General features: G+C 51.1%; 15 protein-coding genes. 6 read left to right on the top strand and 9 right to left on the bottom strand.

Annotated features, from left to right (window positions below; all coding sequences use genetic code 11):
* Positions 1-4: 4 nt before the first annotated feature.
* From FDX04_RS13810 to tctD, 8 genes are all read right to left on the bottom strand, one after another.
* Positions 5-1375, bottom strand: coding sequence for a capsular biosynthesis protein (locus FDX04_RS13810; protein ID WP_137371081.1), 1371 nt, complete (start codon positions 1373-1375; stop codon positions 5-7).
* Positions 1372-2583, bottom strand: coding sequence for a lipopolysaccharide biosynthesis protein (locus FDX04_RS13805; RefSeq protein WP_042313188.1), 1212 nt, complete (start codon positions 2581-2583; stop codon positions 1372-1374). Before FDX04_RS13805 ends, FDX04_RS13810 begins: the two co-directional genes overlap by 4 nt.
* Positions 2580-4700, bottom strand: coding sequence for a tyrosine-protein kinase domain-containing protein (locus tag FDX04_RS13800; protein WP_137371080.1), 2121 nt, complete (start codon positions 4698-4700; stop codon positions 2580-2582). The genes FDX04_RS13805 and FDX04_RS13800 overlap by 4 nt, the downstream gene beginning before the upstream one ends.
* Positions 4701-4702: 2 nt before the next feature.
* On the bottom strand, positions 4703-5260 hold the full coding sequence (locus FDX04_RS13795; RefSeq protein WP_137371079.1) for a polysaccharide biosynthesis/export family protein: 558 nt from the start codon (positions 5258-5260) through the stop codon (positions 4703-4705).
* 1 nt (position 5261) lies between these two features.
* The gene (locus FDX04_RS13790) at positions 5262-6548 is read right to left on the bottom strand and encodes an outer membrane beta-barrel protein (RefSeq protein WP_061382310.1); all 1287 of its coding nucleotides are present in this window, start codon (positions 6546-6548) and stop codon (positions 5262-5264) included.
* A complete protein-coding gene (locus FDX04_RS13785; protein ID WP_137361181.1) occupies positions 6538-7953 on the bottom strand; it encodes an undecaprenyl-phosphate glucose phosphotransferase in 1416 nt (471 codons plus the stop codon). The genes FDX04_RS13790 and FDX04_RS13785 overlap by 11 nt, the downstream gene beginning before the upstream one ends.
* A gap of 349 nt (positions 7954-8302) precedes the next feature.
* Positions 8303-9715 carry a sensor histidine kinase gene (locus tag FDX04_RS13780; RefSeq protein WP_137361182.1) on the bottom strand — a complete coding sequence of 471 codons (1413 nt, stop codon included), beginning with the start codon at positions 9713-9715 and terminating at the stop codon, positions 8303-8305.
* Entirely contained in the window at positions 9702-10376 is a 675-nt protein-coding gene (gene tctD / locus FDX04_RS13775) for a transcriptional regulator TctD (protein ID WP_042313173.1), read from the bottom strand. The genes FDX04_RS13780 and tctD overlap by 14 nt, the downstream gene beginning before the upstream one ends.
* Before the next feature lie 153 nt (positions 10377-10529).
* Here tctD and FDX04_RS13770 point away from each other — a divergent pair, with 153 nt between their 5' ends.
* From FDX04_RS13770 to FDX04_RS13760, 3 genes are read left to right on the top strand one after another with little or no spacing between them, the layout of a single operon-like run.
* Positions 10530-11507, top strand: a complete 978-nt coding sequence (locus FDX04_RS13770) for a tripartite tricarboxylate transporter substrate binding protein (RefSeq protein ID WP_038632908.1) — start codon at positions 10530-10532, stop codon at positions 11505-11507.
* A 14-nt stretch (positions 11508-11521) separates the two neighbouring features.
* Entirely contained in the window at positions 11522-11956 is a 435-nt protein-coding gene (locus FDX04_RS13765) for a tripartite tricarboxylate transporter TctB family protein (protein WP_094301039.1), read from the top strand.
* A gap of 10 nt (positions 11957-11966) precedes the next feature.
* Positions 11967-13481, top strand: a complete 1515-nt coding sequence (locus FDX04_RS13760) for a tripartite tricarboxylate transporter permease (protein WP_042313169.1) — start codon at positions 11967-11969, stop codon at positions 13479-13481.
* A 34-nt stretch (positions 13482-13515) separates the two neighbouring features.
* Here the strand turns inward: FDX04_RS13760 and FDX04_RS13755 are convergent, their stop codons facing one another.
* The gene (locus FDX04_RS13755) at positions 13516-14406 is read right to left on the bottom strand and encodes a LysR family transcriptional regulator (protein ID WP_079226110.1); all 891 of its coding nucleotides are present in this window, start codon (positions 14404-14406) and stop codon (positions 13516-13518) included.
* A 98-nt stretch (positions 14407-14504) separates the two neighbouring features.
* On the opposite strand from FDX04_RS13755, the gene FDX04_RS13750 reads away from it, so the two are divergent.
* The 3 genes from FDX04_RS13750 to lhgO all read left to right on the top strand — a co-directional run bounded on the left by FDX04_RS13750 (position 14505) and on the right by lhgO (position 17632).
* A complete protein-coding gene (locus FDX04_RS13750; RefSeq protein WP_137361184.1) occupies positions 14505-15107 on the top strand; it encodes a short chain dehydrogenase in 603 nt (200 codons plus the stop codon).
* A gap of 259 nt (positions 15108-15366) precedes the next feature.
* On the top strand, positions 15367-16344 hold the full coding sequence (gene glaH, locus FDX04_RS13745) for a glutarate dioxygenase GlaH (RefSeq protein WP_137361185.1): 978 nt from the start codon (positions 15367-15369) through the stop codon (positions 16342-16344).
* A gap of 19 nt (positions 16345-16363) precedes the next feature.
* Positions 16364-17632: an L-2-hydroxyglutarate oxidase gene (gene lhgO / locus FDX04_RS13740; protein WP_137361186.1), complete on the top strand. Its 1269-nt coding sequence runs from the start codon at positions 16364-16366 to the stop codon at positions 17630-17632.
* Positions 17633-17639 lie beyond the last annotated feature (7 nt).

The raw sequence follows: 17639 nt of genomic DNA, 5'->3' as shown, positions 1-17639 counted from the left end.
ACAATTACCCTACGCAGCGAAGGACGGTTCGACGAATCACTAAACTTGATCCTAGTGATAAATAGAACAGGAATTGTAACATCGGTGTAATCATCAGTATCTGGCTGTAAGGTAAGCTAATTAAGCAAGCAATCGCAAAAGCATTAAATGCCGGAGCAAAGCTCAACAACTGAAGATCCTGCGGGTCCAGTTGTTCAAGCATCAGTAAAGGCTTGGGCTGACATATTTTCAGGATATAAATAAATAAGCTAATGAAGATTAACGTGCCAATCACACCCACTTCCCACAGCAGCATACTCAGAGAAGTCGAGTCGAGGATTAAGTTATAAATAATATTCAGAAAGCCCGGCGATACCGTACTCCCGCTGTTAGTGGCGTTGAGTCCATAGCCAAATAACGTTCCTGACAGTCCCCACAGATCATTATTTTTTAGCCAGAACAGGAAAGTCGTAAAGCGCCCTAACTCCCCGGTAGACATAATGTAGTTCGGGTCAAAAATATAGCTCAAAGAGTCGATAAAAATACTCAACGCGCTTTTCGACGGATCGCCGCCAAACGCAGTAGAATAATAATATGCAAGGATAACTATCGACAGGCTAATCAGCAGCAACATCCCCGCCACAATAACCAACAACGTCTTCAGATTAACCTTACTAACATCTTTAACGTAGCTCGGTGAGATCCACACCCACGCCAGGAATAGAGGCGATAGCAGGATAACGAACTTTACTTCACCAATAATGCACAGCCCGATCCCGAGCACAATGTGCAACGCCATGGATTTAAACGTGGTCAGTCCGTGCTTATACTCAGAGACCTTTAACAGCATAATCAGCAGGCAAAACAGGCCCATCGCGGCAGTGTTACCTCCCCCCATCAGGTCGCCGCCAAAGGTACCCACCACGGAATCCCATTTTTCATCTTCACCACGCACCGCGACACGCTGGGGAACAACCAGTAAAACCTGATAAATCATGACCGGGATCTGCGCGTAAAACACCCAGTATAAATAGCGAGTCACGCGATAAATCTGCGACTCCCGGCAAAATCCCAGCAGCAAGCAGATCATCACCAGCGACAGCGCAATTTCATTTTTAAAGGCCACAATCGCGACGGTGATCCCGCCCTGAATCAGAGTTGAGGCCCCGGCCAGTATCAGGAACGAGAAATACAGCGCCAGCACTATCGTCTCCTGCGCATCCAGACGCAGCGAGCCATCCCGCGTCTGCATCACCAATAATCCCACCATCAACAGGGTCAGAAAAAAGGGGAGCCATAGCACCGACTGTATGCCGGTAAAGTATTGCACCAGGCCACACAGGATCAGCGTAACGAAGGTATAACCTTGTAAATAATATCCGGTATTCAGCGTCATAGTATCACCGGCCTGTCTTTCAGCAGATTAGCCCGCTTGTTCATTTTCAAATAAATAAAGGCGTAGCGAATAAATGTCAGTGAAGAAAACAAAATCACCGACGTTGCATAGTCTTTATAAAAATAGGGCGTCACGACAAAAGCGAATAGCACAATCGCCAGTTGCTCCAACTGGATGCGCAGAAAATAGCGATGGGAGCCAAAAATTAGCTCTATGACCGTCAGGGGGCTTATCGCCAGCGCCGGGAACAGGTAGGGTAGCATGTAGCGAGACGTTTCAATGGAGTTAATCCAGTCTTCGCTAAAACCGAGGCGCATCACAATCGGATAGAAAATAAACACGCCAAGAGTACAGATAACTCCCAACACCAGCAGCAGCATCCGTACCCGGGTATATTCCTGATAATTAAAGGTGTTATTTCTAAAATCGATAGACCACTTGGAAAAAATAGTATTACGTACCGCGTTCCCGATGATCACCACCGGCGCCAAGCAGAAGCGGCTGACCACGGAAAAATAACCGGCTGTCAGCGCCGAAAACCAGAAGTTAATCAGCATAATCGGCAAATTGCTGCTAGCCATCGCCAACACCTCAGCGCTACCGACTTTAGTAATGTGATGAATATTCTGTTTAAAAAAATGCCAGTTGCTGGCGGGTCGTAAATGCTGGACCGCCACCGAACGAATATCAAACGAATGCAATATACAGCTTACCGTCAGTACCATCGTCGCACAGGCCCACGACCAATAAAACAGCTGCACATGATGCGTAACCAGTATCGAAAGTAATACCACCACAGAAACAGAAATGCGCTGGAAGATCAGAAAACGAAAGTTAGCTGTGCGCAGCGACAGGTTTTCCGAGATGAGAACCCACGCCGTAGCAAGCGTCAGTAAATAGAGGAACAATATGCTCTGGTGGAACAACCACGCGGTCAATACGGCGTAGGGTAAGGCAATAATCGTGCTTTGTATCAGACAAAACACGACATTCTGTACCAGTTCATCATCCTGCTGTTTAGGAATTAAAAGCTGTGATGCAAAGGTACAGACCTGAGCGCCCACCACGGCAATACTGTAGTTGAGCGCATAAAGCCCCACTTCAGCCATATCGTACTTATGTGAGATCAACCAGATAGACAGCGCACCAATCAACTGTGAGATGACTGATGAACCGGCTATCGTGGAGGCGCTCTTCAGTAGACTCATACTCGGCCTGGCGTCGTCATCAGTTGATCGGTACTGAAGTTCAGTGAGCGCAGACCCTCTTGCGTTTCAAGGTCCTTTTCTTCAACCGCATTCAGCACAGCGCCAATCACAACGCCATCATTTTCCTCGATCTTATCCAGCGCGTTGGCTATATGCCCCGCCGAACCCGAGCCGGCTTTCACGATGAAAATAACGCCATCAACGGCACGTTTAATCAATTGCACATCCTGACTCTGATTCACGGCAGCCACATCAATAATGATGCGTTGATAGTGGGATTTCAGCTCGTGCATTAAGGGCTCAAGATGCCCGGACGACAACATAAGTAGAGAAGAAAGGGTGGTCTTCCCGTGCGGGATAAAATCGAGATTATCACTGAGCTTGATCCGCGCCTGTTCAAGCAAGGTCTCCCCACGCAGCAGTTCCGCTACGCCTGCGGACGTTGCCGATGCCAGCTCGGATGAGAGTCCGTCAGTATTGAAGAAATCCGCATCAATAAGCAGCGTTTTCTGGTCGAAACTAAAGGAATTTGCTAACAGACTCGCCAGCAAAGAGCGCCCTTCACGGTGCTCCGTCGACGCCACGGCGAGCGTCTGTAACGGTCGATTATCCAACATAATCCGGGTACGGATACCGTGCACAATATCGGCGTTCAGTGGATTCTTGAGGATCATGTCGCGAACCTGTGCGCGCCCTGAGGTTCCGCTAAACCGACGGATTTCGCCCAGTGGAGTAACGTTCAGGCGTTTTTTCATACGACTCAACGTACGGATTGAGTTGTCCATCGCCGCTTTGACAATGAAATACATGATACTGAACACCACCACCAGCAGAACCACCATCACTAACAAGAGGGATTTATTCGGTTTCGCGGGTTTTAGCGCGGGAACGGCAGGATCATATAACACCGCGTCAGCATTCACGCCGGACAGCGACAGTTCCTGAGTACGTTGATACAGCGATTTATACAGATCTTCCATTTTATCTAACGACAGCTTTTGGCTGTTCCAGGCATCGCGTTTTGAGGCCATTTTCTGGAAGATCTCTTTCTGCTGCGCCACCTGCTGCTGATAGTTCTTTTCATCCGCCAGCGCCGCCAGATATTGCTGACGTAACCCCTCTTTCAGCTCACCCAGTACCCGTCCGGTTTGACTTTGGATCGACTTGACATCAGCTTCTGCTTTTAAAATTGCGGGATTTTTCGGCCCGTATACTTTGCGCAGTTCAGACAACGTGCGCTGCGCCTGAATTAACGCGATACGTAAATCCTGAATCTGGGCGTGGTTAGAGATCGAAGGTTGAGAGATAACGCTCTCCGCCGACCGCCCTCCGCTGTTCACCTCGTTATAGACAGATTCAGCGGCAACGCGACGCTGGGTCGCATCAGCCAGGCGATTGGTGACGATACTTAACTGCTCGGTTTCAAAACCATCGATACCGCGAAAGGTCAGCAGCCCGGCGTTTTTCAGATAGCTGTCCATCTCCTCTTTTTGTTTCGCTATCGACTTCTGAATCTCTTCCATTTTTTCAAAATTCAGTTCGCGGGCTTTCTCTACTTTCAGACGCTTTTGCTCAACCGTATAGTTGATGAAAGCCTGCGCGACGCCGTTGGCAACGTCAGCAGCCACCAGCGGCGAGGGGGATTCATAGGTGATAGACGCCAGGTTCGTTGTACGAATACCGATGACATTCAGGTTTTTCGACAACGTTTTCAGCGCTTGCTCCATCCTCAACTGCCGGCTTTCACTGCTTTCCGCTCCCTGTTTTTCCCCGGTAAATTCCGGATTTTCATCCAGCTTCATATCGCGAACGGCTTGCTCAAGCACAATACGTGAATGCATCAACGCATATTGCGTTTCGTAGTAACCACTGCGCGTTGAATCGAAACCATCAACCTGTGGGAACGGAGAAACGTTATCGGCCTGGGCTTTAATCAGTACCGTCGCCGTTGAGACATACTTTGAGGACATCATGCTGATTATTGGATATGCCACTACCCCGGCAACGATACCGGCCAGCACGATTTTCCAGGCGTTCTTTTTCAGCTCTTTGGCAAAGCGGGAGAATTCGACAGTGTTTTCTCGTTTTTTGCCGTTTTCCACTATAGATAGTTTCATCGTCAGAAGAACCCCATGCCAATAATCACGACATCCCCAGGATGAACAGAGTGCGTTAAATCGACATTCTCAAGCAGCTGATTGCTGCCAGACAGGCGAATGTTGATATCTTGTCGGTCAGCACGATCTGTAAATCCCCCTGCCTGCGCAATAGATTTCTCGACGGTAAGACCTGGCTCCCAGGCAAATCCGTTCGGACTTTTCACCTCACCTGAAACATAGTATTTACGGAACTCGGCAATGCTCACCGTCACCATCGGCGTGGTAAAGTAATCTCCCGTCAACCGTTGAGTTAATTCGTTGGTCACTTGATCGACAGTTTTATCTTTTAATTTAAGAGCGCCCACAAACGGAAAATTAATCTCCCCGCTCTTATCCAAAATAAACCGCATCGTCATATCGGGTTGACCGTGAACAGCGATATTGACAGTATCCCCCGCCCCAAGCCGGTAATCCTGCTGAACAGCAGCAGGATCGTCTATTAATCTTGGGCCGGACGTTGAGCACCCGACCACCAGGATACTGAATAGCAAAAACGCGCACAGTTCTATTATTTTCATTTTAGATCTGAACCTTAGCTTTAAGCATAATCATAGAATTATCATAACCCAACGTTCTAATAACTTCCTGGTTGTCGTTGGGACCGATATAAAACGAGTCAGTATCCTTATTCGAATTCAATGTATCTAATTGATATTTAATCTCAAAATTAACCGATGGCGTATAGTCGTAGCTCATTGTGACGCTAAACACCCCATCTTTATCATGTCGGTCCTTGTTCTGTTTTTTATAGTCTTCCGCAGTGTATGAATAATCCAGCAAAGTCGAAAAACGATTACCTAACCAGAAATGCTGGTAAGAAATGCCATACTGGGTCACTAAAATATATCCCCCAACTTCCGACGGGTCTTTAATGCTTTGCGCCGAGTGGGCCGTGAAAACCGACTGTTGTAGCGGCTTCCACTCTGCTTTTATGTCCCAGTTCAGACCATTAAAATCATGCGAGTTTGCGCTGTTTTCAAATGTTTTGTACAACCATGAAATATTCATGTCGACGTTGGTTTTTCCAGTCAACTGCGATTTCATGCCGTACAGCAAATAGTATTCATTAGTATCTTTTTCTGAGTTGTTATCATAGCGACGCTGGTTAGTAATAAAGCTATAGCGAAAGCGTGTTCTGGATGTGTATTGGTCAAAAATTTCTGCTACCAGGCTATTTTCATGCCATTCCTGCTCCTGAATGTAATGGTAAAAATCCTCACTGGTATCCTGTACATCAGAAGTATTACCAAAAGTCAGCTTTTTGTATAACAACGCCAGTTCCGCTTTGCCACGCCCATCTGGCGCACCATAGCTGTAGCGCAGTTCACTGTTGATGAAATTTGTCGTCAGCGGCGAGGTAATCCCATATTGCTGAAACTGGCTGGGTAAAAAACCCTCGGTAATTCCGCGGCCACGGGATTCATGCCCAAGTGAATCCTCCAGATTGAGGGTTAAGCCATGCATGAGTCCATAACGCCAGGCCCCATTAAAACGGAAAAAATGATCGGTGTAGTTATCAGCAGAATCGCTTGAGTAGTTACGGTAATCCCCAGAGTACATCAGTAAATACTTATCCTGACCGCGCTCACCGATCATACTCAGCACTGGCGCTGCGCTCTGAAACGAGGAACCGACAGCATCGCTGTTATGTGGCTGATAAGTCACGTTATCATTATAACCATAATCCACAGCGACCTTGCCCTGGAAGTCGATCCCCGCAAAGCCGATGTGTGATTTCGGTGTTAAATCAGCCCATGCGGGCTGCGATATCACGATTCCGGTAATAACGATTAATTTAGTATGCATTCTTACCGACAAATCCTTTGAAAATAGTTTTAATGATAATTTTTATATCCAGCCAAAGTGACCAGTTTTGAATGTACTCAATATCGTACTGAACCCGTTTTTCCATCTTATAAAGCGCATCGATTTCCCCACGAAAACCATTAATCTGCGCAAGTCCGGTGATGCCAGGCTTTACCTTATGGCGGATCATGTAATTTTCGACCTGTTTGCGGTACTGCTCATTATGCGTAACCGCATGGGGTCTGGGACCCACAATCGACATACTTCCCTGCAATACGTTAATAAATTGCGGAAGTTCATCCAGCGACGTACGGCGTAAGAAGCTACCGAATTTCGTCACCCGCGGATCGTTTTTCGTGGCCTGAATTACCGTCTCGGAATTCTCCATAACGCGCATAGTACGAAATTTCCAGACCTTAATTTTTTGCCCACTCAGACCATACCTGTCTTGTTTGAAAAACACCGGCCCACGAGAAGTGAGTTTGATACCAATAGCAATAACCAACATCAGCGACGAAATCATCAGCATAATGATGCTGCCAAGAACCAAATCTTCCGCCCGCTTAATAAACGAACCCGCCCCTTCAAACGGCGAGCTAAAGATGCCGATGGTTTGCAGGTTATGGATAGAACGTAGCTTGGACATATTGTTGCTGTAGGTATAAAAGTCAGGAACAATATAGGTATCTACGGTGGTGTCTGACATCATGGTCAAGAAATGGCGGATGCGATGCAGCGCCACCATCGGTAAAGCGATATAGATTTCGTCTATATTTCCCAGTCGGGCTTCCTCAACCAGATTAATCACCGGGCCACGAAAGGGGCTTTTGACCTTATCTACAATGTCGCCACAGCGCGATAACGCACGCTCATCATAAAAAGCCAGATCCAATTTGATATCGGCGTACTCATACAGTAACGCGCTTTCCGCGGCCAGACCATTGTCGGTCAAACCAATAATCGCCACGCGCATACTCTTTTTCGTTGAATATTTAAAAATAAAAAAGCGAATGTAATAAAGAAAAGGTAATGGAATGAAGTACCAGTAAATAATGGCAGAATAAAAAGGGGACGGTAGCCTGTCTAAGTAACCGAGGGACTCCGGTTCTGCCACCGTCATACTCACCAGTTCGTTAAAGAATATAGCCAACAGCGTACAAAAAAGTAACCGTTTTTGATTACGTAAACCAATCGTTTTAATTTTCTGCTGATAAATTTTGATATATTCAGCGAACAGCAAAAAAAAGACAGAGAACAGAATACTCAGAATAGCAATGGTATTAAACGGCATCAACCCCAGCAGATAGGCACTAAAAATTAACGTCACATTAATAACGATAAAATCAACCAGTTTTAAAAAGACTGGATATCCTTGACTGCTAATCTTTAGCGATTTTTTTAGCATATCTCAGCCCATTATCTATTGATATTTAATTATTTTTTTCTCATTTCATGTTGCTAATTATATCACAAGTCTAAAAAACGCAATGACCCATTGTCAGTAAATGTAAAAAATAATGTTCATTACTGTGACAGGAACCTCTCATATCAATTTATCTATATGATTCGAAAGAAAATTAATGCAATAAAAGTTTTCACCACCAAAGCAAAAAAGACCATCTTTTACAACAAAATTATCATTGACAGTTAACAGACCATGGTCTACACGAAAACGTTTTATGTATGACAAATTTCACAACAGTTTTATTTTGAATCACCCTTCCATTGCGGCTAAACACCACAATAAAAATATCTCAGCCAGCAACGCTTAAAAAACGCACCCGTACGTTTAACCCACCTAATGTTTCGCTACGTGCCAGCTGCGGATGCGTACGGTGTAAACGCGCAATGTCGTTAACCAGCGCCAGACCAATTCCTGCGCCTGGGACATTGCCAACGTTATCGAGACGATGAAACGGTAGCATCGCCTGATGAACCATCTGCTCCTCTATACCTGGCCCACTATCCTCAATCACTAGCACCACGGCTTCGCCTTCACGCTGCAGTCGGGCTGTCACCACCCCATGCGGCGGCGTATATTTCAGGGCGTTATCCAGTAGATTCCCACACAGTTCGCCGAGCAAGACTTCATCGCCCTCAATCCACACCGCGCCCTGTTCCCCCTCATAACCCAGATCGATAGCTTTACTGCGCGCCTGCGCCAGCCGGGTAAAACAGCTGCTTTGCACCACCTCATACAAATTAACCGGTGAGAAGTGCTTTTCTCCCTGCTCTTTGCGCTTCACAGCCGACAGCTGAAGCAGCCTTTCCGTCAGTTGAATCGTGTTATCCAGAGTCACGCTCATGGCCTGTAAACTCTCGTACCACTGCTGAGGCTGTGGGCTGGCGAGGGCTACCGCCGCCTGAGTTTTCAGTACCGCCAGCGGCGTTTTGAGCTGGTGGGATGCGTCCGCACTGAAGCGTTCCTGACGAGAGATAAGGCCGCGCAGTCGGTCCAGATAGCGGTTAAACGCCACAATCAGCAGACGGGTTTCCGACCACGGCAACAGCTCCGGCAACGGCGTCAGCAGCCCAGGCTCGCGACGTACCATCAGCGATGACAACTGGCGCATCGGACGTAGCACCCGGCGCAGCAGCCAACCAACCAGCACCAACGTGAGCATTACCAGCAGTCCTTGCGAAACCCACGAGGAGAACAGCAACTGTCGCGCCAGATAACGCCGTGATTGCAGCGTTTCAGCGACATAAATCTCCGCCATGCCGATAATACCGCCCTCGTTGACGGGCTGTAGTAAACGCGCCACGCGAATTGCTTCGCCGCGATATTCAGTGTGATAAAACCACGCCAGCGCCGGATAAAGTCGTGTGCGCGAGGTGGCAGGCGGCATCGCAGGTAAATCGTCATAACCTGATATCACCTTCCCCGCCGGGTCGACCACTTTGTAATACAACCTGTCGTTCATATTCAGTTCAAAGCTGTCCAACACCACCCACGGCACATTCACTTCCAGCCGTTTATTACGCACCACTAACCGCTCAGAGACGGTTCTGGCGGACGAGAGCAGCGTCCGATCATACGCCTGCGTCGCCGCCTGTAACGCGCTGACATAGCTGTTAAACGCCGACAGCCCCCACAGCAACAGCAGTGGTAATCCGAGAAACATCAGCAGTTGCAGATACAACGACTGAGGCTTAACCCACCTCATCGCTACGCTCCAGCACATAGCCCAGACCACGTAGCGTGGCGATGCGTACATCGCTTCCCTGAAGTTTTTTACGCAGACGATGGATGTACAGTTCGATACTTTCTGGGCTGACCTCATCGCTCAAACTAAAGACCTGCTCAAACAACTGTTGGCGCGAAACCGGGCGCAACCGACGGTACATCAGCACCGTCAGCAGGGCCTGCTCACGCGGCGTAAGCGCCAACGGTTGCCCCTGCAACAGAAAGTAGCCTTCATCATGAAACGCCAGTTCGCCCAGTTGCTGTATGCCTTGTACCTGCCCCGCGCTGCGACGAAGCAAAGCCCGCAGCCGGGCATCCAGTTCCTCAATTTCAAACGGCTTTGCCAGATAATCATCGGCCCCGACGTTTAACCCTTTCACCCTGTCGGCCACCGCGCTGCGCGCCGTCAACAGCAGAACGGGGAGCGTCTGGCCACGCTTGCGCAGCCGCTGGACGACTTCAAGACCGTCCAGCCCCGGCATATTGATGTCCAGCACCGCCAGCGCGTACGTTTCGCTATGTAAAAGATGATCGGCCGCCTGACCATCAAAAACGCAGTCAACGGCAAAACCGTTTTGCACCAGCGCTTTCTCCAGCCAGTGAGCTAACTCACGGTTATCTTCCGCTAATAAGAGACGCATATCACATCCTGTAAAGTTTCTGCCGCATTGAAAGGGAATTGAAAGGTTAATGTTTTAACAATCACGCAACCGAACTGCTACACATCGGCTCACATAATCACAAAAATCTTCTTTCGTACCTGAAAATCCGGTTTTCCGGTGTGAGGATAAACAATGAAAAAACAATTACTTCGTACCCTTACTGCAAGCATTTTACTGATGAGTACCTCTGTTCTGGCAGAACAAGCGCCATCGCGCACCGAATGTATCGCCCCGGCGAAACCCGGCGGTGGCTTCGATCTCACCTGCAAGCTGATTCAGGTGAGCATGATGGAAACCGGCGCTATCGAAAAACCGATGCGCGTAACCTACATGCCCGGCGGCGTTGGCGCTGTGGCCTATAACGCAATCGTCGCTCAACGCCCGGCTGAAGCAGGTACCGTGGTGGCTTTCTCCGGCGGCTCCCTGTTGAACCTGTCACAAGGTAAATTTGGTCGCTATGGCGTGGATGACGTGCGCTGGTTGGCAAGCGTGGGCACGGATTACGGCATGATCGCCGTACGCCAGGACTCACCATGGAAGACGCTGAAAGATCTGCTGACGGCAATGGAAAAAGATCCTAACAGCGTAGTTATTGGCGCGGGTGCCTCAATCGGTAGTCAGGACTGGATGAAGTCGGCGCTGCTGGCGCAAAAAGCCAACGTCGATCCGCACAAGATGCGCTATGTAGCCTTTGAAGGCGGCGGCGAACCGGTTACCGCGTTGATGGGCAATCACGTACAGGTAGTTTCCGGCGATCTCAGCGAGATGGTGCCTTATCTCAGCGGCGACAAAATCCGCGTGCTGGCGGTGTTCTCGGAAGAACGCCTGCCGGGTCAGTTAGCCAATGTGCCAACCGCCAAAGAGCAGGGTTACGACCTGGTGTGGCCGATCATTCGTGGCTTCTACGTTGGACCAAAAGTCAGTGATGCCGAATACCAGTGGTGGGTCGATGCCTTTAACAAACTCCAGCAAACCGAGGAATTTAAAAAACAGCGCGATCTCCGCGGCCTGTTCGAGTTCAACATGAGCGGTAAGCAGCTCGACGAGTACGTGAAGAAGCAGGTTACGGATTATCGTGAGCAGGCGAAAGCCTTCGGTCTGGCGAAATAAACGCAGAGGCAAAGATGATGAGCGATCGTATTTTTGCAGGTATCTGGCTGTTGCTCTGTATAGCCGGGCTGTTCGTGGCCTGGCAAATCAGCAGCGAATACAGCTATGAGCCGGTTGGCCCGCGTCCCTTTCCGCTGGGCATTATCAGCCTGATGCTGTTATGCGCCGTGGCGCTGCTGTTGCGCCACCCGGACACCATCAGTTGGCCTCGCCGTCATGTGCTGCAAAAGCTGCTGACGATGGTGATTGTTCTGTTGATGTACGCCTGGGGTTTTGAATGGCTCGGTTTTCCCATCGCCACCGCCATTCTTACCGTGGTGATTGGCATGCTGTTCGGCGCAACCATTCCGGCTGCGGGTATTTCCGGCGCGGTCCTCGGCATTCTGTTGTGGTATGCCTTCGACCGGCTGCTTGACGTCACCTTACCACTCGGCGCCTGGCTGGGTTAACGGAGAAACGATGGATACCTGGATTTATCTTTCTCAGGGTTTCGCGGTGGCGATGACGCCGGAAAACCTGGTTATCGCCTTGATTGGCTGCTTTGTCGGCACCATCGTCGGGCTGCTGCCCGGCCTCGGGCCTATCAACGGCGTGGCGATCCTGCTGCCGCTGGCTTTCGCTTTGCACCTGCCGGCTGAATCTGCGCTGATCCTGCTGGCGACGGTCTACATTGGCTGTGAATACGGCGGGCGTATCTCCTCCATCCTGCTGAACGTGCCCGGCGATGCGGCAGCGATTATGACCGCGCTGGATGGCTACCCGATGGCGCAGCAAGGGCGCGGCGGCGTCGCGCTCTCTATCTCGGCGGTCAGCTCATTCTTTGGTTCGCTTATCGCTATCGGCGGCATCATTCTGTTTGCCCCAGCGTTAGCCCAATGGTCGCTGGCCTTCGGTCCGGCGGAATACTTTGCCTTAATGGTTTTCGCCATTGCCTGTCTCGGCAGCATGATGGCGCAAAATCCACTGAAATCATTTCTGGCAGCGCTTATCGGTCTCGGCCTTGCGACCGTCGGCGTGGACGCCAACACCGGGGTTTATCGCTTTACCTTTGACAGTGTTCATCTCTCCGACGGCGTGCAGTTTATCGTGGTAGTAATTGGGTTGTTCTCTGTCTCAGAAATACTGTTAATGCTGGAACATACCAGCAGTGGCCAGACGCTGGTGCGTAAAACGGGCCGCATGTTGTTCAATGCCAAAGAAGGTGCGCAGTGCGTGGGCGCCACCCTGCGTTCATCGGTGATCGGCTTTTTCGTCGGCGTCTTGCCTGGCGCGGGCGCAACCATTGCCAGCGCTATCACTTACATGACCGAGAAAAAGCTCAGCGGCAACAGCGACAGCTTCGGCAAGGGTGATATTCGCGGTGTGGCGGCACCTGAGGCCGCGAACAATGCCTCGGCCTGTGGCTCTTTTATTCCGATGCTGACGCTCGGCGTTCCAGGCTCCGGCACCACGGCAGTGATGATGGGCGCGCTGACCCTGTACAACATCACCCCTGGCCCGGCGATGTTCACCGAACAACCGGATATCGTTTGGGGACTGATTGCGGCGCTGCTGATTGCCAACGTGATGCTGCTGGTGATGAACATCCCGCTGATCGGTCTGTTTACCCGTATGCTGACCATCCCACTGTGGTTTTTGGTGCCCGCTATCGCAGCAGTCTCCGCGGTTGGCGTGTACGCCGTTCACAGCACTACCTTTGATCTGGTGTTGATGGTCGCCCTTGGCGTACTGGGCTACATTCTGCGTAAGATGCACTTCCCGATGTCGCCATTGATTTTAGGCTTCGTGCTGGGCGAAATGCTGGAGCAAAACCTGCGTCGGGCGCTGTCTATCAGTAACGGCAGCATGGATATTCTGTGGGCCAGCGGCGTAGCAAAAGTGCTGCTGGTGATGGCGGTACTGGTTATCGTGATCCCGCCGGTGCTGCGCCTGATCCGTAAGCGTAACAGCAAACCGCAGGTGGATATCGGCTAGTAATATGCCGGATGGGCATCGCCATCCGGCATTTTCATCTTAATTCCTGAACTGCACTAAGAACGTGCTCGACAAACCGCGTCAGTTTCGGCAACGCACGCAAATCTTGCCGCCACAGCAAATGAATGGGTCGCGGCTGCGGCGTAAACGCCTCCAGCACCCGCACCAGTCTGCCAGTAGCTAACTCTTCCGCCAACAGCACCTCCGGTTGTAACAGCAGCCCCGCCCCCGCCACTGCCGCCATACGCAGGCCATGACCATCGTTACAGCGCAGGATCGCATCGCGTTTCCATCTGACTTCGCCCCCTGCGCCCGGTAGCATCCATTCGTTGCGGGCCGTCCAGACGGTGTGGGACAGGCACAAATGATCCACCAGATCCGCGGGCGTGAAGGGGGTGCCATGACGAGCGAGATAATCCGGCGAAGCGCAAATCGCCATACGGTACGGACACAGATATTTCGCCACCACATCAGTCTGATGGATATCGCCAATGCGGATCGCCAGGTCAACCCCTTCATTCACCAGATCGACCATCCGATTGGTCAGATCCAGCTCAATTCGCACTTCCGGCCAGGCCTGTAAAAACGAGGCGGCCAACGGCGAGATCACACAGGCACCAAAGGAGGTTGGCGCGCTGATGCGCAGCGTCCCCGCAGGCGCCAGCCGCAGACGCTCCACTGAACGTTCGGCTATCGTCACCTGTTCCAGCACACGCCGGGCCTCTTCAAAATAGACTCGTCCGGCATCGGTCAGGCTCTGGCGGCGAGTGTTGCGCTCCAGCAGGCGCGTACCGAGTTGCGCTTCAAGGTGGGTGATATATTTCCCCACCATCACCGCAGACATCCCCAGTCGCGTTGCCGCGGTGGTAAAGCTCCCGCTCTCCACCACCGCGATAAACGTTTCCATGCCGCGCAGCTTATCCATATTGCAAACCTCTGGTTAGTAATCATCTAACTTTTAGCCAGTTTATCCGATTTCATTTTCATTAAAGAATAGCGGCTCACACTAATGCGGAGGTGGTTATGAAAATTGTTATTGTTGGTGCCAGCGGTACGGTGGGTCGTGCGGTTACAGAAACATTAAGCCGTAAACATGAAGTGATCCGTGTGGGTCGCAGCCAGGGTGATTACCAGGTCGATATCACCTCCCAGAAGAGTGTCGAGGCATTGTTTGAAAAAGTCGGTCGGGTAGACGCGATCGTTTCCGCCACCGGCAATTTGTTCTTTGGGCCGTTATCCACCATGACCGATCGGAATTTTAATCAGGGTTTACAGGATAAGCTGTTAGGGCAAATACGACTGGCCTTAACCGGGCAGCATTACCTCAATGATGGCGGCTCGATTACGCTCATTAGCGGTATTATCGCTCATGAACCCATCGCGCAAGGCACAAATGCGGCAACAATCAATGCCGGTCTGGAAGGGTTTGTTCGCGCAGCAGCCTGTGAATTGGGTCGTGGACTGCGCATCAACCTGATTAGCCCAACCGTACTCAGTGAATCCGCCGCAGCCTACGACGATTTCTTCCCTGGCTTCGAAAGCGTCCCGGCCGCCACCGTTGCCAACGCCTATCGCCGCAGTGTGGAAGGCATCCAAACGGGTCGCATTTATCAAGTCGGTTACTGACTTACTGCTGTCGCTGGTTTATCTCCAGCGACAGAGCAATTAACCCTATGTTTTAAAATACATTTTCTTGCCAACCTTCCCTCTACTCGCAGATATCCTCACCTTTTATAATGTTAAATAATTGTTGCTTTTGATCACAAATAAGAAACAAACAAGTTCATTCTGTGCGCGTTTTTCAAAAATGTAGATATTTTTAATTTATGGCTACGAAACGAGCTGCGCCATATCTCCCTGACAATCTACTGAGAGGATCGATTTGATGAACGCACTGACTGCCGTACAACCGAACGCTGAAGATCCAGCCCAGCACTACAGCGGTTTCACACTGAAACCATCAGTCCAGTCTCCACGCCTGCTGGAGCTGACTTTTTCTGCCGAAACCACTGAGCAATTTCTGCAGGCCGTCGCGCAGTGGCCGGTGCAGGCCCTGGAATACAAATCTTTCTTGCGTTTCAAAGTGGGCAAGATCCTCGATGATTTGTGCGGCAACCAGTTACAGCCCCTGCTGCTGAAAACGCTGCTCGATCGTGCCGAAGGGGCGCTGCTGATCAACGCCGTCGGCGTGGATGACGTGGCGCAGGCTGAAGAGATGGTCAAGCTGGCAACGGCGGTCGCGCATCTGATCGGACGCTCCAATTTTGATGCGATGAGCGGTCAATACTATGCCCGTTTTGTGGTGAAAAACGTCGATAACTCAGACAGCTATCTGCGCCAGCCGCACCGTGTTATGGAGCTGCATAACGACGGAACCTACCTCGAAGAAATCACCGATTACGTGCTGATGATGAAGATCGACGAGCAGAACATGACCGGCGGTAACTCGCTGCTGCTGCATCTCGACGACTGGGAGCATCTGGATCAGTACTTTACCCATCCATTGGCGCGTCGTGCGATGCGCTTTGCCGCCCCGCCAAGCAAAAACGTCAGCAAGGATGTGTTCCATCCGGTGTTTGACGTTGACCAGTTGGGCCGCCCGGTAATGCGCTACATCGACCAGTTTGTCCAGCCAAAAGACTATGAAGAAGGCGTCTGGCTGAGCGACTTGTCCGATGCGCTGGAAACCAGCAAGAACATTATTTCCGTTCCGGTTCCCGTGGGTAAATTCCTGCTGATTAACAACCTGTTCTGGCTGCACGGTCGCGACCGCTTCACCTCGCACCCTGACCTGCGCCGCGAACTGATGCGCCAGCGTGGTTATTTCGCTTACGCGACCAACCACTACCAGACCCATCAGTAAGCGCGAAGGAAAAAAGCGGATGTATGATTTTGTGATTATTGGCGGCGGTATTATCGGCATGTCGACCGCCATGCAACTGATTGATGTCTATCCGGACGCCAGAATCGCGCTGCTGGAAAAAGAGTCCGGCCCGGCCTGTCACCAGACGGGCCATAACAGCGGCGTGATTCATGCCGGGGTTTATTACACGCCTGGCAGCCTGAAGGCGCAGTTTTGCCTGGCCGGAAATCGCGCCACCAAAGCCTTTTGTGATCAAAACGGCATCCGCTACGACGTCTGCGGGAAAATGCTGGTTGCCACTTCCGCTCTGGAAATGGAACGCATGCGCGCGCTATGGGATCGCACCGCCGCTAACGGCCTGGAACGCGAATGGCTGAATGCGCAGGAGCTACGCGAGCGTGAACCCAATATCACCGGGCTGGGCGGCATTTTCGTCCCGTCGAGCGGGATCGTCAGCTACCGCGAAGTCACCGCCGCGATGGCAAAGATTTTCCAGGCCAAGGGCGGTGAGATTGTTTATAACGCCGAGGTCAGCGCGCTGAAAGAGCATGCCGCGGGCGTGATCGTCCATACGCGTCAGGGTCAGGAGTATGAAGGGTCAACGCTGATTAGCTGTTGTGGCCTGATGGCGGACCGACTGGTGAAAATGCTCGGCGTTGAACCCGGCTTTATCATCTGTCCGTTCCGTGGCGAATACTTCCGTCTGGCGTCAGAACATAATCAGATAGTCAATCATCTGATCTACCCGATCCCCGACCCGGCGATGCCGTTTCTCGGTGTGCATCTCACCCGCATGATTGATGGCAGCGTCACGGTGGGACCCAACGCGGTACTGGCATTTAAACGCGAAGGTTACCGTAAACGCGATTTCTCACTCAGCGATACGCTGGAGATCTTCGGCTCTTCCGGCATCCGCCGCGTACTGCAAAACAACCTGCGCTCCGGGCTTGGCGAAATGAAGAATTCGCTGTGCAAAAGCGGCTACCTGCGGCTGGTGCAAAAGTATTGTCCGAGTCTGACGCAGAAAGATCTGCAACCGTGGCCTGCAGGCGTGCGGGCGCAGGCTGTGTCTCCGGACGGCAAGCTGATCGACGATTTCTTGTTTGTCACTACGCCACGCTCCATTCATACCTGCAACGCCCCTTCTCCGGCGGCGACATCAGCGATCCCTATCGGCGCGCATATTGTCGGCAAAGTTCATGCACTGCTGGAGAGCCAGAGTAATCCCGGACGCATGCTGCGTGCGGCACGTAGCGTGGAGACATTACACGCCGCATTCACCCGTTAACATGATT

The sequence above is a fragment of the Citrobacter sp. wls615 genome (genome assembly GCF_005281355.1).
GTDB lineage: Bacteria > Pseudomonadota > Gammaproteobacteria > Enterobacterales > Enterobacteriaceae > Citrobacter > Citrobacter werkmanii.
The sequence above is the reverse complement of the archived record's forward strand: the minus strand, read 5'-3'. Positions and strand labels throughout refer to the sequence as shown.

Bases quoted from the DNA above. Each gene is read 5' to 3' on its own strand.
- FDX04_RS13785 (WP_137361181.1), bottom strand. From the start codon at position 7,953: ATGCTAAAAAAATCGCTAAAGATTAGCAGTCAAGGATATCCAGTCTTT.
- lhgO (WP_137361186.1), top strand. From the start codon at position 16,364: ATGTATGATTTTGTGATTATTGGCGGCGGTATTATCGGCATGTCGACC.
- FDX04_RS13795 (WP_137371079.1), bottom strand. From the start codon at position 5,260: ATGAAAATAATAGAACTGTGCGCGTTTTTGCTATTCAGTATCCTGGTG.
- glaH (WP_137361185.1), top strand. From the start codon at position 15,367: ATGAACGCACTGACTGCCGTACAACCGAACGCTGAAGATCCAGCCCAG.
- FDX04_RS13770 (WP_038632908.1), top strand. From the start codon at position 10,530: ATGAAAAAACAATTACTTCGTACCCTTACTGCAAGCATTTTACTGATG.
- FDX04_RS13760 (WP_042313169.1), top strand. From the start codon at position 11,967: ATGGATACCTGGATTTATCTTTCTCAGGGTTTCGCGGTGGCGATGACG.
- tctD (WP_042313173.1), bottom strand. From the start codon at position 10,376: ATGCGTCTCTTATTAGCGGAAGATAACCGTGAGTTAGCTCACTGGCTG.
- FDX04_RS13750 (WP_137361184.1), top strand. From the start codon at position 14,505: ATGAAAATTGTTATTGTTGGTGCCAGCGGTACGGTGGGTCGTGCGGTT.
- FDX04_RS13790 (WP_061382310.1), bottom strand. From the start codon at position 6,548: ATGCATACTAAATTAATCGTTATTACCGGAATCGTGATATCGCAGCCC.
- FDX04_RS13805 (WP_042313188.1), bottom strand. From the start codon at position 2,583: ATGAGTCTACTGAAGAGCGCCTCCACGATAGCCGGTTCATCAGTCATC.
- FDX04_RS13800 (WP_137371080.1), bottom strand. From the start codon at position 4,700: ATGAAACTATCTATAGTGGAAAACGGCAAAAAACGAGAAAACACTGTC.
- FDX04_RS13755 (WP_079226110.1), bottom strand. From the start codon at position 14,406: ATGGATAAGCTGCGCGGCATGGAAACGTTTATCGCGGTGGTGGAGAGC.
- FDX04_RS13780 (WP_137361182.1), bottom strand. From the start codon at position 9,715: ATGAGGTGGGTTAAGCCTCAGTCGTTGTATCTGCAACTGCTGATGTTT.
- FDX04_RS13765 (WP_094301039.1), top strand. From the start codon at position 11,522: ATGATGAGCGATCGTATTTTTGCAGGTATCTGGCTGTTGCTCTGTATA.
- FDX04_RS13810 (WP_137371081.1), bottom strand. From the start codon at position 1,375: ATGACGCTGAATACCGGATATTATTTACAAGGTTATACCTTCGTTACG.